11 protein-coding genes and 1 pseudogene are annotated in these 16,154 nt (G+C 52.0%); 7 read left to right on the plus strand and 5 right to left on the minus strand.

What is annotated here, in order from left to right; all coding sequences use genetic code 11:
- Window positions 1–54: 54 nt before the first annotated feature.
- From glnK to IR195_RS19425, 3 genes are all read right to left on the minus strand, one after another.
- The gene (gene glnK, locus IR195_RS19415; RefSeq protein ID WP_009098335.1) at window positions 55–393 is read right to left on the minus strand and encodes a P-II family nitrogen regulator; all 339 of its coding nucleotides are present in this window, start codon (window positions 391–393) and stop codon (window positions 55–57) included.
- 203 nt (window positions 394–596) lie between these two features.
- The gene (locus tag IR195_RS19420) at window positions 597–1,844 is read right to left on the minus strand and encodes an ammonium transporter (RefSeq protein WP_206048381.1); all 1,248 of its coding nucleotides are present in this window, start codon (window positions 1,842–1,844) and stop codon (window positions 597–599) included.
- Window positions 1,845–1,889: 45 nt separating this feature from the next.
- Window positions 1,890–2,228, minus strand: coding sequence for a P-II family nitrogen regulator (locus tag IR195_RS19425; RefSeq protein ID WP_125752885.1), 339 nt, complete (start codon window positions 2,226–2,228; stop codon window positions 1,890–1,892).
- A 347-nt stretch (window positions 2,229–2,575) separates the two neighbouring features.
- Here IR195_RS19425 and IR195_RS19430 point away from each other — a divergent pair, with 347 nt between their 5' ends.
- The 7 genes and pseudogenes from IR195_RS19430 to IR195_RS19460 all read left to right on the plus strand — a co-directional run bounded on the left by IR195_RS19430 (window position 2,576) and on the right by IR195_RS19460 (window position 12,497).
- A complete protein-coding gene (locus IR195_RS19430) occupies window positions 2,576–2,917 on the plus strand; it encodes an accessory factor UbiK family protein (RefSeq protein WP_125752888.1) in 342 nt (113 codons plus the stop codon).
- Between the two features lie 199 nt (window positions 2,918–3,116).
- Window positions 3,117–5,252 carry a TonB-dependent receptor gene (locus IR195_RS19435; protein WP_241006768.1) on the plus strand — a complete coding sequence of 712 codons (2,136 nt, stop codon included), beginning with the start codon at window positions 3,117–3,119 and terminating at the stop codon, window positions 5,250–5,252.
- A gap of 61 nt (window positions 5,253–5,313) precedes the next feature.
- Complete coding sequence (locus IR195_RS19440) at window positions 5,314–6,288, plus strand: helix-turn-helix transcriptional regulator (RefSeq protein ID WP_206048382.1); 975 nt, start codon at window positions 5,314–5,316, stop codon at window positions 6,286–6,288.
- Between the two features lie 186 nt (window positions 6,289–6,474).
- Window positions 6,475–8,601 (plus strand): TonB-dependent siderophore receptor, encoded by a 2,127-nt coding sequence (locus tag IR195_RS19445; RefSeq protein ID WP_206048383.1) that lies wholly within the window; start codon window positions 6,475–6,477, stop codon window positions 8,599–8,601.
- A gap of 182 nt (window positions 8,602–8,783) precedes the next feature.
- Window positions 8,784–9,689, plus strand: coding sequence for an ABC transporter substrate-binding protein (locus tag IR195_RS19450; RefSeq protein ID WP_206048384.1), 906 nt, complete (start codon window positions 8,784–8,786; stop codon window positions 9,687–9,689).
- Window positions 9,690–9,774: 85 nt separating this feature from the next.
- Window positions 9,775–10,623 (plus strand): annotated as a pseudogene (locus tag IR195_RS19455) (YifB family Mg chelatase-like AAA ATPase); the annotation flags it as partial.
- Between the two features lie 86 nt (window positions 10,624–10,709).
- On the plus strand, window positions 10,710–12,497 hold the full coding sequence (locus tag IR195_RS19460; RefSeq protein ID WP_206048385.1) for a hypothetical protein: 1,788 nt from the start codon (window positions 10,710–10,712) through the stop codon (window positions 12,495–12,497).
- A 589-nt stretch (window positions 12,498–13,086) separates the two neighbouring features.
- Here IR195_RS19460 and IR195_RS19465 read toward each other — a convergent pair.
- Together IR195_RS19465 and IR195_RS19470 are read right to left on the minus strand one after the other, a co-directional pair.
- On the minus strand, window positions 13,087–14,349 hold the full coding sequence (locus IR195_RS19465) for an ATP-binding domain-containing protein (RefSeq protein ID WP_089040284.1): 1,263 nt from the start codon (window positions 14,347–14,349) through the stop codon (window positions 13,087–13,089).
- Window positions 14,346–16,136, minus strand: a complete 1,791-nt coding sequence (locus IR195_RS19470; protein WP_089040283.1) for an ATP-dependent nuclease — start codon at window positions 16,134–16,136, stop codon at window positions 14,346–14,348. The genes IR195_RS19465 and IR195_RS19470 overlap by 4 nt, the downstream gene beginning before the upstream one ends.
- Window positions 16,137–16,154: the final 18 nt, after the last annotated feature.

Consider the following 16,154-nt stretch of genomic DNA (forward strand, 5'->3'; position numbering starts at 1 on the left):
ACCGATAGTTTAGCGGGGCTTTTGGTAACCTTAAGCTGCGAACACCCGTCGCGATTAAACCGCGTCTTTGCCGGTTTCGCCGGTACGAATACGAATCACCTGCTCCAGCGGCATGACAAAGATTTTGCCATCGCCGATTTTGCCGGTATTGGCAACCTGCGTAATGGCATCAATAACCTGCTCCGCCATATCGTCATCCACCGCAACTTCTAGCTTCACTTTGGGCAGAAAATCCACCACGTACTCGGCACCACGATACAGCTCTGTGTGACCTTTCTGACGGCCAAAGCCCTTCACTTCCGTTACCGTAATGCCCTGCACGCCGATATCAGAGAGCGATTCGCGTACGTCATCAAGCTTAAACGGCTTGATAATGGCTGAGATCAATTTCATTGCGACATCCTCTAGCTTGGTGGCCTTTTATTAAAGGTTGGCGGGACACTGCTGATAGCCAAGCCCGTTAGCATTAAGCATACACCGCTACAGGCAGAGAATAAAAAATCAGCGCCAATGGATTGTAACAATGCCCGAAGGCAAAAAGGCCTCCCGCTAGGGGAGGCCAAAAGAGCACGCCAGCTCATTTAATTAGCGTAAGCTTATTTCTTAACGCTAAATTCGGGATAGGCTTCAAGACCGCACTCAGCAATATCGACACCTTCATACTCTTCTTCTTCGCTAACGCGGATACCCATGATCGCTTTCAGCACCAACCACACCACTAGGCTGGCAACGAATACCCAGCCAAAGATACCAACGATACCGATCAGCTGTGCGCCGAAAGAAGCGTCTCCATTGGTCATCGGAACCGCCAGCACGCCCCAGATACCCACCACACCGTGTACCGAGATAGCGCCGACGGGATCATCAAGCTTCAGCTTGTCCAGCGTGACGATTGCAACGACAACGATCAAGCCACCCACCGCCCCAATCACCGCAGCGCCTAGCGCAGAGGGTGACAGAGGATCCGCAGTAATCGCGACAAGGCCAGCCAGTGCACCGTTAAGCGCCATGGTAAGGTCCGCTTTACGGAACCACAGCTTGGCAAGAATCAGTGCGGCAAGCACGCCACCGGCAGCGGCCGCATTGGTGTTAACAAACACCTGAGCAACGTTGTTGGCAGAGCTGATGTCAGACATTTTCAGTTCAGAGCCACCGTTGAAACCGAACCAACCCATCCAAAGGATAAAGGTACCCAGTGTGGCCAGCGGCATGTTGGCGCCTGGAATCGCGTGGATAGAGCCATCTTTACCGTACTTACCTTTACGTGGGCCAAGCACCAAGACACCCGCTAAGGCAGCCGCGGCACCGGCTAAGTGAACAATGCCGGAACCCGCGTAATCGGAATAGCCGACTTCAGACAACCAGCCGCCGCCCCATGTCCAGTAGCCAGACACCGGATAAATAAAGGCTGTCATCACCACCGCGAAGGCCAGGAATGCCCACAGTTTCATGCGCTCGGCAACCGCACCAGACACAATCGACATGGCAGTGGCCACAAACACGACCTGGAAGAAAAAGTCAGAGCGCATAGAGTAGTAAGGTGCATCCTCACCGCCTGCGGTTACTGCATCCATGCTGTTTTCAGCGCCAATTAAGAAACCAAGATTGGGTAGGAAGCCCCCCGCGCTGCTGGAATACATAATGTAGTAACCCACCAGCAAGTACATGGTGCAAGCAATCGCAAATAGCGCGATATTTTTGGTCAGAATCTCGGCGGTATTTTTCGAACGCACCAGACCAGCCTCAAGCATTGAGAAGCCAGCAGCCATCCACATGACGAGCACGCCGCAAATTAGGAAGTAAAACGTGTCGAGCGCGTAGCTCAGATCAGTCAACTCATTCATTTTAAGTTCCCCGTTGAACTATAGAAATGATCCGAAAAAACAGCTTCAAACGGCGTCTGCACCGCGTTCGCCTGTCCGAATCCGAATAACGTCCTCAAGCGGTGTCACAAACACCTTGCCGTCACCGATCTTGCCGCTGTTAGCCGCACTACAGATCGCGTCCAATACGCTCTCTAGCCGGGTGTCGTCTACGGCCACTTCAACTTTTACTTTGGGTAGAAAGTCGACAACGTACTCCGCACCACGATACAGCTCGGTATGCCCCTTTTGACGACCGAAGCCTTTAACTTCAGTCACCGTGATGCCCTGAACGCCGTTGTCAGCGAGCGCTTCACGAACGTCGTCTAGTTTGAATGGCTTGATGATAGCGGTGATGAGTTTCATCCCGGATCTCCCCTGCTGGATTAGGTAGCGGCAATGCCGCCCGACTTAACTGCTTATCTCGTTAATGCGCATACCGTGCCACCCAATTTTTTTTTCTTATAAGTCAGCAGGTTGTTTTATAAAAACGAAGGCTATTCGGTGGCAAGGAAGACTTAGCAGTCGCCGCCACCACCCGCTTGCACCATAAAAGAACATTAATAAAAACGCGGCGCTCTATTTCGATGCACGCCGCCGAGAAAGAGAGACCAGAGGCTAATTTGCAAACGATGCATGCGTATCGGCAGCGGGTTGCGTATCCTTATTAATAAGCAGTGAACATTTATGCGTGGTCATTTAAGGAGAGAGCGATGGCGCCTCAAGATCGCATTAGCCGTTTAGCCCAGCAAATTGGGGATCGTTTACAGAACGCGTCCCAAGCCCCTGAAGATATTCAAAAAGGCGTACAGCAAGTAGTACGCGGTGCCTTTGACAGGCTGGAGCTGGTGTCACGGGAAGACTTTGATATTTTGATGGATGTATTGCAGCGCACCCGCTCACGCGTTGAAGCCTTAGAGCGCCAAGTGGCCAGCCTTGAAGCCGCCGTTGAAGCCTCTACCTCAACGCACCCATCCCCCATCGAAGCAGAAGCACCACCCGCCCCCACGCCTGAACCGAGCAGTGATGGTTCAGAGGATAGCAAGCCCGCCTAAATCCACAACGGACGGCAATAGGTTGACGACGCCTATTGCCGACTAAGTGGTGGCTTAATAGGTTGATGTTGATGACGTAATGAGCGTCCTGCCCAATCAACAAACATGAATCAATAAACACGAATCAATATCATTGACTTTGACTGTTGTGGTGATACTCTCCGCCTCTTATTCCCTAACTGCTCGCGGATTGTTCACCATGTCTGACTGGTCTTCTTCAACGGCTACACTCATTGGCACGGGTCTATTACTAGGCTTTTCCGGCGCTGTTTTCGCCCAAAACACAACGTCTGGATCCACGCTAAACGCAAACGCTGAAGATACCCTGGTGGTGGTCGGCTCCCGCACTCCGACCCAGATCAGTCAGATACCTGGCGCGGTATGGGTGATTGACAAAGAGATGCTGCAACAGCAGACCCGCAATGGTGCAGACCTAAAGACGGCATTGGGTCAGCTTGTGCCAGGGCTGGATCTGGCACCGCAAGGGCGCACCAATTATGGGCAAAACATGCGTGGCCGGGGCGTACAGGTGCTTATCGATGGCGTATCTCTGAACAGTTCGCGTGGGCTTTCCCGTCAGTTCGATGCCATCGATCCCTTCAATATTGAGCGTGTAGAAGTACTTTCCGGCGCCAGCAGCCTGTATGGCGGCGGTGCTACGGGAGGCTTGATCAATATCATTACGCGCAAAGGCGAAGAAGGCCTGAACTGGCGCACCGAAGCTGGCATTACTACAGGCTTCAACAACAGCGATGATATGGATCGACGTCTGTCGCAATCAATCAGCGGCGGCAACGAGCGGGTTCAAGGCTACCTGGGCACCTCCATTGTGGACAACGGCCGTCACTACGACGGCGGCGGCCAAGAGATCTTTCCCGATATTGCCCAGACCGACCTTCAGGACAATCGCAGCATTGATGTATTGGGCAACCTCTCGTTCCGTTTGACTGACGAACAGAGCCTGGAACTGGGCGCCCAGCTGTATCGTTCCGGCTACGAAGGTAACCGGGGGGTTTACTTTCCCAACCTCGACGCAGCCACGCCCAACTTGAACGATGCCGAGATTCGCGACGGCTACCGTTCACAGCGCGATCCGGAAACCGACCGCAAGCTGGTCAACGTCAACTATCACCACGCTAATCTGTGGGGGCAAAACTTCTATCTACAGGCCTTCCACCGAGAAGAGGAATCCAGCTTCCAGGCCTTTCCTTACCCTATCTCGGATGGCCTGCAGTTTCGTGCATCGCAACAAAATACTGATTTAAGCGGTATTAAAGCGCTGTTTGAGTCGCGCCTGGGTGATGACATCTCATTGACCTATGGGCTCGACCTGGATCGCGAAAAATTCGATGCCAGCCAGATGCTGTTCGATACCGATGTATCAGATACTACCGGAGGGCTGGTGCAGCAGGCTTCGGGCGTTGAGCCCCGCTATCCAGGCTATCAAGTGGACGGGCTTTCCGGCTTCGTTCAAGGTGACTGGCAAGCTACCGAGGCGCTTAAGCTCTCCGCAGGGTTGCGGCAGCAGCATATGGATGTCGAAGTGGGTGATTTCAAGGGTATTCCCGGCGGTCAGAACGATTACGAAGCCACGCTATTGAATGCCAGCGCCCTCTACGATTACGGCAACGGTCACCAGAACTGGCTGCAGTTTAGCCAAGGCTTCGAGCTGCCAGACCCGGCCAAATACTACGGCAAGAGCCCCGAGGTGAGTGTCGATAACAACCCTCTATCTGCCATCGAGACAGACCAGGTGGAGCTAGGCTGGCGCTACCAGGGGGGTAACTGGATGGCTCAAACGGCACTCTACTACGCTTGGTCGGACAAAGCGGTAGAGAACGCCCAGGATCTGAGCGTCAGCGTAGTGGACGAAAAGAAGCGCGACTTTGGCCTCGAGAGCGCGGTAACTCGCTACTTCGACAACGGCCTGGAGGTCGGCGGCACCCTACACTTGGTGCGCTCCGAGCAGGAGAACGACCAAGGGGAGTGGGAGAAGCGTGACGCCCGCTATGCTTCGCTCTCCTCTTCAACGGCCTTTATCGGCTGGACCGACTACGTGCGTTCGGCGCGTTTGCAAGCCAGCCATACTTTCGACCTGAAAGACGACGCGGATCGTGAGATTGACGGCAACACCACCCTCGACCTATCGCTCAGTCAGGAGACCGATTTTGGCACCGTGAGTCTGGGCATCCAGAACCTACTTGATGATCAGTACTCCACCGTCTGGGGCCAGCGGGCCGCTATGTTCTATTCGCCCTACTACGGCCCAGAATACCTCTACGACTACCAGGGGCGTGGGCGTACCTATACCCTGAACTGGTCGATGGCCTATTAAGCACCGCCCCGCTACTCGCAGGCAGCCGCTCAAAAGCGGGGTAATGGGAATGGGAATGGGAATGGGAATGGCGACTCTCGACACACTCGCGCCAATCACTACCAATGACCTGCTGGCCCTTGGTCAGCGCTTCGGGATCGATTACCGCTTTCCCGAAGCGCCCGACCGCTCTCCATCGCCTTGCATAGCTCGCGGGCGGGTGATGGATATCGAGATCACCCCGACCCTACGCGTAACGCACTCCGATCTTGATGTCCTGCACGCCTATGCCTCTACCTCCTGTCGTACCGCTCCGTGGTTTCTCAGTGTGATACTTGAGGGTTGTATCCACGTGGGGCTCGGCCATCAGTCATTTCAATTGCAGGCGGGCGACGCCTTCAGTGCGCATTTCAACCAGCAGACCGGGCTTGAGGTCTTCCAGCCGGCTCCACAACGCTTACGCACTCTTAACGTGTCGATTCTGGATGGCCTCGAACCGCTTCCTTCCTCACCCGTCAACGTTGCCCCTCCAGCGGCCCCACTGCTCCACACTTGGCAAGTACCGCCACTCCTGCGCCATAGCCTAGAAACCGCGCTGACGTCGAACTGGTCAGAAGAACGGCTGTGCCTATTATGGCAAGGGCTCGCGCTCCAGCTACTAGCTCATGGCCTGCCTGCCGCTTGCCTGGAGCCCGGCGACCAACACACACAAGATAGCCCCCCTCTGGGCCTTTCTCATCGCGATCACCAACGCCTAGAGCGCTTGCGCCAGCAGCTCGAACATTATCCCAACCAGCATTACCGCTTGGAGCAGTTGGCCCGAAATGCCGCCATGAGCCCTAGCAGCCTACGCACCAAATTCCAGCGCTGTTACGGCTGCTCGATATTCGACTACCTGCGGCGTTGTCGCCTGACCCAAGCTCAGACGTACTTACGCAAAGGTTATAGCGTGCAGCAAACTGCCCACGCCTGCGGCTACCGCCACGCCAGCAACTTTGCTACGGCATATAAGCGGGCCTTTGGTGTCACGCCGCATGAGGCCTTCAAGTGTCGCTAACGTACTGTCCATAACGTACTGTCCATAACGCACTACCCACCACTGCTTGCCGTAAGTTCCCCTGCTCTGCATTTTTTGGCAGCGCGCATAACCTCTTTGGCATAGCGCATACCTTTTCAAAACAATTAAACGCAATAATTCTCATTAACACATTAGTTAATTGCTTCTCATTGCAGGTACGCCCCCATGTCTTTTATGCCTCGCCGTTTGTTACGCTCTCCACTTAGTGCCGCTGTTATTGCGGCGCTCGCGGCACCATCGGTTCACGCTCAGGCAAGTACGCAGGAAAGTACTCTGGCAAGTACAGCGCTAGGCACTGTGACGGTAACCGCCCAGCAGGCGGCTACTAAAGTCACCACCCCTTTTATCGAAACGCCGCAAAGCGTTTCTACCATTACCCGCGAACAGATGGATCACCGTGGGGTAGACACCGTTCAGCGCGCCACTGACTATACGCCTGGTGTTTACAGCAACCAGGTGGGTGCCTCCAACCGCTTCGACTACCTGGTACTACGGGGCTTTTCTGACGGCAGCTTGAGCAACACTTTCTTAGATGGCCTTAAAGTGATGGGCGATGCCAACTCCCATAGCACGATGCGCATCGATCCGTGGTTTTTAGATAGCATTGAAGTGGTACGCGGGCCTGCCTCGGTGCTCTATGGCCGCGCGTCACCGGGTGGTGTGGTGGCGCTAAACAGTAAGCGCCCTGAATTTGAACAAGGTGGTGAGCTACGCTTTCGGGTAGGCAATAATAACCAGCGCAGTGCCGCCTTTGACCTCACTGGGCCGATTGGCGCAGAGCAGCGGGTAGCGTTTCGCCTGACCGGTATTGCCAGCACCGCCGACACCCAGTTTGGCCCGGCCGAAGAGGAGCGCTATGCCATTGCACCGCGGCTAACCTGGGATATCACCGACGACACCAGTCTAACGGTTGAAGCCTATCTACAGGATGAACCCGAGGGCGGCTACCACTCCGGCGTGCCCTATGAAGGAGCGGTAGTGCCCAGGAACGGCAAGCAGATTAGTAACAATTTCTTTGATGGCGAAGCCGACTACGACGTCTACGAACGTACTCAGCGTATGGCTGGCTATACCCTGGAACATCGCTTTAACGACAACGTAACGGGCCGCCAGTTACTGCGTTATCTCAATTCCGATGTGGTGCTGAATCAAGTCTACGGCTATGGCTGGACGTCGCCTACCTCTGATGAACTAACCCGCTACTATTCTGGCAGCGATGAATCTTTAGAAGCTTGGACTATCGACAACCAGCTTGAAGCCACTATCAGCAACGGCTTTATGGATCATACCTTGCTCGCCGGGGTCGATTATCAACAGCGGGAAAATGACGTCTCATGGCCTTCTGGGTATTTCCATCCCATCAATGCCTTTAATCCTGTCTATGGCAGCGGGCCGATTGAATTTTACGCCCCTACCCGTGAGCGCCACGAGATTGATCAAACCGGTGTTTATCTACAGGATCAAATCGCCGTCGATAACTGGCGCTTCACGCTAGGCGGCCGCTACGACTGGGTGAATATCGACAATACCAACCGAGATAGCGGTGACACCAGCTCACTTAGCGATACCCAGTTCAGCGGCCGCGCTGGTGTGGTCTACCTGTTTGATAACGGCGTAGCCCCCTACCTGAGCTACTCCACTGCCTTCACGCCCACTAGCTTTGTGGATGAAAGTGGCGACCTGCTTCAACCAATGGAAGGCGAACAGTGGGAGGCCGGCCTAAAGCTCCAGCCTAACGGCAGCGCCAGCCAATTCAGCGCAGCGCTGTTCCATATCAGTCAAGAGAACGTCGCGACCAAGGTGCAGCCATCCGACCCTTATCGCGCGGTGGGTGAAATTGAATCCCAAGGACTGGAATTGGAAGCACAGACCCAGCTAACCGACACCCTCTCGGTTCAGGCAGGCTATAGCTTCACCGACATCACCTACGCCAAAAGTGACGACGGCAATCAGGGTAACAACGCCATTTACTCTCCACGCCACCAAGTGCAGCTGTGGGGCCATTACGAAGCCAATGACGGCTGGCTGAACGGCGTGGATGTTGGTGTCGGGGTACGCCACTATGCGGATATTGCCGCCGATCGCGCCAATACTGAAACCGTTCCTGACTACACCCTGGTGGATGCCACCATTGGCTACGACCTAAGCCAGCTCGGCGTTGCAGGGGTGGAAACACGCCTCAATGTTAACAACCTGTTGGATAAGGAGTACGTGGCCTCCTGTAACTCGCTGGAGTATTGCTACTTCGGCGCCGAGCGCGGTGTGACCGCCAGTATTCACTACCGTTTCTAAACGCTTGTACTAAGTGATGTTCCAGGCACTTATCTAAACCCTTGTCTAAGCGTTATTAAGTTATTGTAGCCCCACCTGCCCAGGCCGCTGTGCCTGGGCATTTTTCCTTGAACACAGGTTTGCAAACAATAAAGATTATCGTTTAAATACAGTTCTTATTTTCTGGATAGCCTCTCACCACCATGCGCCACACCAACCTATTCTTCTTAGTCACGCGCTGCGGGCTATTGGCTGTTTGCCTAATGGCTTTTTCCACCGCCAAAGCGCAGTGGGCAACCGTCGACTGGACAATCGCTGAAACGCTACTGGCCATTGACGCACCGGTTAGCAGCGTTGCTCAACAAAGCGATTATCACCAGTGGGTGAGCGAGCCGCAGATACCCGACAGTGCCACCGATATGGGGCTACGCACCCAGCCTAATTTAGAACTGCTGGCCCAAGAGCCTCCAGAACAGACGCTTATTTCACCCATGTTCACCGGTTTGAAACCGCGCCTGGAACGCATTGCTCCTGTCAGTTTATTCTCGCTCTACTCCCCCGGCACCGATACCTGGCAAGAGATGCAAACCCTGACCCGTAAGCTGGGCGAGCTAACCGAGCACCAGCCCCAGGCCGAGCAGCTTATTGAAGAAACCCAAACGTTGATGACCACGCTGCGCGAATCCCGTCCCCTCTCTCAGGCAGAAATTGCCCCGCTGCTGATGGTACAGTTTATGGATGCCCGTCACGTGCGAGTGTTTGGGGAAAACAGCTTATACAACGCCGTGCTGGAGCAGCTCGAACTGCCCAATGCCTGGGATCAGCCGACCAACTCCTGGGGATTTGCACTGGTAGGAATTGAAGCGCTAGCGCGCTACCCAGAGGCAACGTTGGTAATCATCGACCCACTGCCCATCGGAGCCGAAGAGCAACTTGCAAAAAGCGGCCTGTGGCAGCAACTTCCCAGCGTCAGGCATGACAGGATAGTTCGCCTGCCGCCGGTATGGAGCTTTGGCGCACTGCCTTCCGCCCAGCGTTTTGCAAGGGAACTGTTTGCTGCACTATCGGCAGACAGCCCAGCACAAGTCACCGGCTCAACTGTTAACTAAGGTCAGTTTTTCAGCTCACGCTATTTTTAAACGTTCCAATTGACGTAGGGTTACGTTAGGAACAAAAAACTAGCGAGTGAGCGCCATGACACTAGCCATTGTGGCCACGCGCGCAGGGGTTGGACTGGAAGCCCCCGCCGTGCATGTCGAGGTACATCTAGCCAACGGCCTGCCGGGGCTAACGCTGGTGGGGCTGCCGGAAACCGCCGTCAAAGAGAGCCGCGAGCGGGTGCGCAGCGCGCTCATCAATGCGGGGTTTGATTTTCCCAATACCAAGCGCATTACCCTCAACCTTGCCCCTGCCGACCTACCCAAAGAGGGCGGCCGCTTTGATTTACCGATTGCGCTCGGCATTCTGGCCGCCTCTGGCCAGATTCCAGTAGATGCGCTAGAAGGCATGGAGTGTGCAGGCGAACTGGCATTGGATGGCAAACTACGCGCCGTACCCGGCGTACTGCCCTTTGCTCTCGCCACTAGGCGCGTCAACAAAGCCCTGATTATTCCCCGTGCCTGTGCCGACGAAGCCGCATTGGCGGGCGACTTACCGGTTTTGCCTGCCGACACCCTATGGCAGGTCGTTGCTCACTTGCTGGGACAAGAGAAAATACCGCCCCACCAACTGTCTGCCTCGGTGAGATCCACGGCCCCCATTGCCGACTTAGCCGACGTTCGCGGCCAGCAGCAGGCACGCCGCGCACTGGAAGTGGCGGCCGCGGGTGGCCATAATTTGCTGCTAGCAGGGCCTCCTGGCACCGGAAAAACCATGCTCGCCAGCCGCTTACCAGGCATTTTGCCGCCGCTTTGCGAAGACGATGCGCTACAAGTGGCCGCTGTACGTTCAGTCTGTGGGCTACCGCTTGAAGCAGACTGGGGCCAGCGCCCCTTTCGCCAGCCCCACCACAGCGCCAGCGCCGCTGCGTTAGTAGGTGGAGGCTGTGAATTACATTAATAAAAACGACTAAACAAAAAACTGCACGACTGGCATACTGCACTTAGGAAAAAAAAGGTGCTAATAATTGCATGTCTAGTCGTAACATAATCACTAATTTTGAAGAATTTCCCCACGATGATCGCCACTGGATGGTACGGTGGGTAGATGGGTACCTGTCTTATGAGGGACGAACATCAACCCCCTCTGTTGGCGTCAAGTTGTGTCCAGTCAGCTCGAATCCAACCAAACAAGAAATTTGCAAGCCTGCCAACCTAAGTGAAGAGATCCTAGTACGCGTACACACGGGAATGGTGCCCGAGCTTGTTTTAGGTAGCATATACAAAAATGGGCGTCTAATTGGCCGCGCTAATGCTCAAACCATCCATATTAATGCAGATTTGACAGATAAAAGTACAAGAATTGTTAAAGCAAAAGACATCATGCTTGAAAGGCCAAGTTGGTGGAAAGATGAGTACCCATACCGTTGGATAGGGCAGTCAGAATACAGTCTTGGAAAAGACTTTTCCAACAGCCACTGCGTTGTAATTCAGCAAGCACAAAGTACCTATATAATCCCTTGCCACGAGGTTTTTAGAGCTCTCATGGCGCCTTCTTCTCAGTTCGCACTAGCTCTAACTACAGGGCCATGGGCGACAACAATGGAAAATATTGTTAACACCCAAAAAACTGGAAAAATTTCTGATAACGAATGGTTGGTGGTTTTAAGAAAGAGAATCAAAGATGGGCTTGCTGACCATGCAGCGAATCTCACTATTTCTGAACATGGCAAACAAACGGCCAATGCTATTTACGCTAATTTTTTAAAGACAACTGGTGAGTCTTATATATATGCAAGCATTCCTTTTTTAGTTAAAAACTTCCGATTTTCAGTCCGCTCAGTTCAAATACAATCAGAACCCAAAAAGCATTTGTGCTGGGAGATCATTTCCGCGACGTGGCCCTATAGTAACTTGACAATCCACCATCATCGTGACAACAGTGGTGATACGGCAAAAGATATTATAGAATCAGATAAAAGTGAGCCTTGGTCTAGTGCTAACCAGAATAACAATGCCTCGAAAGATGATGAAGTATCAATATCTTCTAAAGAAGACCCTGCTGCCAATTCTGGGCTTGATGAAACTTTCTCTTTAGGAGTCGACTGGAAAAACAAACCAGAGCTAAGAAAAATTGAAAAAGAAGTTAGTTATAAATATCTTTCAGGAAAAGTAACACCCATTGAAAAAAAGGATTTTAAGCATGGTACTTCTGGATTAACGACGCATGGAATAACAGTAACAAAAGAGGTTTCTGCAGAACAAGTAGCTCAAAAAAACATGCCTTATCGATTTATCCAGTTAAGAAGAATGTTAGAGCTGCTTCACGAAAATAAAATAATAAATAACCTGCATTGCTATCAGCCGCAACAAGGTGGTCTTTTTAGAGATAATATTTTGACTTGGCCATTACCGAAAAGGGTTATAGACGAGCATCAAAAAGAACATAAAAGAGGCAAATGGGTCACATTAACAGGTCTAGTACGTAGAAGCATTTTAGTTTATCATTTTGAATATAACGCGGAAAAGATATTTCTTCTTGAAATTGAATGTAGAGAAAATGAGGGTGGATACTGCACGTTATTGCTTAAAACAGCAGAAGACAACTGTCAAGAAACTATTAAACGAGTTATAAATCACATTGCATTTTACCGAGGAAACTTAAAGAGCGCTGAAAGAAAAATCCGAGCATCCAGGGGAGTGTTAGATATGAAAACATGGGTACACGCATACTATAAAAAACAAAATAGTAGCTCATTTATAAAGCCCCTTAACCATGTAAGCTTCACCAACGCTTTAAAGACGCTCACAGGTGTCTAAAACACTAAAGCACCTTTTCAACATACCATTAAGTTGAAACGTACCGATAATACAGCATACAAGGGTACGGTTTTTGGAAATGGCTACGCAAGTAGCCTTGCCAACAACCGTTATCCCTTTTAATCAAATCCGCTCTTTTGTACTGTCAAAGAATTTTGGCCGACTCGCTCAACGACGAACCGACGCTCCAATAACTAACAGGGTTTACATTGGTGCTCTGAAAAAGGTGCCTAGTGGTTCGTTAGTAACTAGAGTACGTGTCTTGGAATAAAAGTTATATAAATTAGAGCTGCAGCGCCGATCACAAAAGCCCAAAAAATCGAAGATGAAGAATCTTTAAAAACATACTCATTCAAGGGTTTAGAGCATTCACATTGAATAACCACCATTACTTTGAGGAATGGTTACGCACACTGCTTTCTAATGTGTATCTAGCAGAGGATACCGTTTAAAAACTGAACAAGCCACTGCCCAGGGGATCTGACATAGTTTTTTTACGCCCATGGCTATTGTAGCCTCCTACCGCAAGGTGCACGCTTAGTTGGCTCACAGGACTTGTCTTTCAAATCGACTTTGACCGATCTAAAGTTCATTTAAATGGAGCTTGTTCAAGACAGGACTTGGCCTGCACGAGCACCAAGCATCGCTTTTTCGCACGTGTCACTGCATTATATAAAAGTCGACGTTTTTGATCGTCGCTTCCACCAACAGCTGCAGGCCAAAGAACGATTACATTGTCAAATTCACGGTTCTTTGCGCCGTGAACCGTCATACCTCTCCAGCCGCTTTCATTATCTTTTCTAGCGTGACGTCGTTGAGCGAACCCTTGCTTAATCGCCAATTCAATTTCATTTTTGGAAAAAGAAGTCTTTGCTCGAGCTCTTCTTTGCATATCCATCCAATCGGCCAAGTCACGTGTAGCTCGATGATCACCTGCGGCAGTTAGGAGAGCGATAGCGGACGAGATATCATTTACGTCCTGCAGAGGAATTTCGCTCAGGAAATTCAATGCAGCCTTGGACTCCGATTCTTCCCACAAAATCGAATAAGGACCGGAACCCTTTTTAGTCTTATTTTCAGCAGCCCATTTCACCGCCCCCTTCGCGAATGTGCCTAGTGTAGGCGTGATCACTGCAACACTCTTTCTTCCACCGTACCAATGCAGATTTCCATTAATCCAAGCACCAGCGAGCGGAGGTTTCGCAGTCAATGAAACCTTGAAAACCTTCCCAGATACAGGAGGTTTTCCCTTACGAATTTCATTAGCCGCATCGAGTAGCTCTTGGACGTTTGTGCGTCTCGGTTGAGTGAGTTCTTTCACAGTACCCACCTGAGAGAGCCACTCGCAGGCTGGATTCGGACGAAGATCCTCTCTGAGGCATTGAAACTCATCTGCAGCAGCAAAAACCTCAAGCCTACTGGCCAATCTTTCAACGATGTGAAGTCGATTTTCCGTCAAGTCTTGTGCTTCATCTACCAAGAGAATAGGGAAAGTGGCTGCCACCCAACTGCAGACTTCCTTGATTCGTAAAAGTGCTCCGGCAGCATCACACACTCGTTCGTATTGGTCAGATTCAATGTCTACAAATCCAAGTGCGTTTGCGAGCGACAACCAGCGCCGAACCAAACGCCAAGCGAAGCTATCGATCGTTGAGCAGTCCGTTCGTACTTTTAGGGGGTGCAGTTGTCCTAGCCGCTCTTCCAGGCGCCGACGGGAGCCATGCATAAAGGTCAATGCCAAGACCTTCTGCCCCTCGCTCAAAGGTGTTACCTCCAGATGATCGCGCAGTGATTTCATCAAATGATACGTCTTGCCACAGCCGGCTCCTCCAGTAAATACATGAACTGTCATGGCTGAAACACCCACACTTTATTGTCATCTTGGCTGAAACGCTGTGTCGCACTAGACCCAACACAAGCGCAAGCAAGTCCAGAGAGCAGGTCGGCAGCGCGCGCTCTACATGGTGGCGTAGTTGCAATTGCCTCTGCTACCAGTTCATAAGCAATAATATCCATCTTCTTTGCTTTGAGGTAATTCACGACGTCCGTTGCGGTCTGAGACTTTACGTGGCCTAGAGCATTCAGCTCGGTAACAGCTGCAGCTTCGTCTGCGGCCAAAATCCAACCGATCGCATCCTCGATCATGGCCCCATCGTTCCATCGAATAACCGTAGCAGGGGGTGTTGAGGTCGCCTGCAATCGATCTACGTAGCGCAGTCCCTCCTCGTCACCATCTACTAGACAGCATACTTGACTGTGCACTCGGGCCATGAACTGATGGGTTTCAACTACTTTGGCATCCTCGGTTGGAACAACGCCAACCTCAATGCTAAAAGGCCGGGCCATTGAATCGACCCAGCCAGCGGTCATCATCAAGGGTTTCAAGATGCATCGAAGTAACTGAAAGTCGGATCTGCCTTCAGGAACAAGCAGGGACGGCTGCATAAGAGCACTCAGAACATCAATCCGGCTATGCTGGAAGAACTTGCGCTGCCAGTTCTGAGCCGTAGCTGGGAGAGGGGCCTCGAGAAATGGCTCGGCTGATAGAACGCCGCCTTGCTTCTTTAAAATCAACACAGATGTGGGGTCGGCCATGCTGGCCACCAGCGGCGAATGAGTGGTCACAAAAGTTTGGGTCGAAAGTGCCTGTACACGCTGTACCAACCGCTGCTGAGCCGATGGAGGAAGATGAACTTCAGGCTCTTCTAACGCCATCAGAAATTCGCCACCGCTTGCTGCACGGGCTCGTCCCAACTCAAGCAGCAAAAGCAATCCTTGCATTGAAACCAAGCCACTACCCTGTCTTGCAGCGGGTATGTTGAACCCATCTTCAGTTGAGAAGTGAGCAGACACTGCCTCCATTACAGAGCGACTATCAGTTCTAGTCAGCCGAAGGCGGACCTGAGGCGAATTGGGAAAGGAAAGGGCTAATTCATCGTTGAGATTCTGAATCAGCGGTTCGATACCTGGATCAGCATCGATTGGCTGGTCGGGGGCCCTTAAACGATCACGCTCAGCCAGCAATGCAGCAGCAGGCTGGGCCGCCGCTGCAAGGACAGTGCGCTTGAACAACTCATTGCCCCACGAAAAGACTTTGTCCCAAGTACGACTTGCGCGTACGAGGTAAAAGCTGAGTTCCTGGATGAGCTTTCCTGGGACTGCTGCCGGGGCGTCCTCCGCGAATGGATCTACGGGCTCATCGTGGTCATGAAAATACCTAAGCACCTCCACTGCGAGTGAGTCGTGATCAAACCTAGCCTGGACCGCGATCTGACAACATAGCTTATAGGCTTCGCTTTCTCGAAGAGGATGTACCATGCCAGTGGCCTCATCCAGCCATTTGACAACTGCTCTTCCTTCTCGAAACCACTGACTACTTTGTTCAGGATCGTCATTTGGGAAATCAGTGATGGTGGCTACAAGCTTGATGCGATCGGCTGGCTGGGGACATGAACCGTAAAAGTCATGCTCGGTTAGCTCCCGAACCAGCCTGTCCCGCCCCAAAAGAAGGGTAAGTGCTTCAATTAGCGTTGTTTTACCAGTGTTGTTATCTCCAACAAAAACTGGGTGCTTTCCAAAGTGGATAGATCCAGTGCGGACTCCGCGAAAATTTTCAAGCTTAAGTGTGGCAACTCTCATTGAATCCCCTTATGTTGT

Origin of the sequence: Vreelandella venusta, from assembly GCF_015689495.1 — a bacterium.
GTDB lineage: Bacteria > Pseudomonadota > Gammaproteobacteria > Pseudomonadales > Halomonadaceae > Vreelandella > Vreelandella venusta.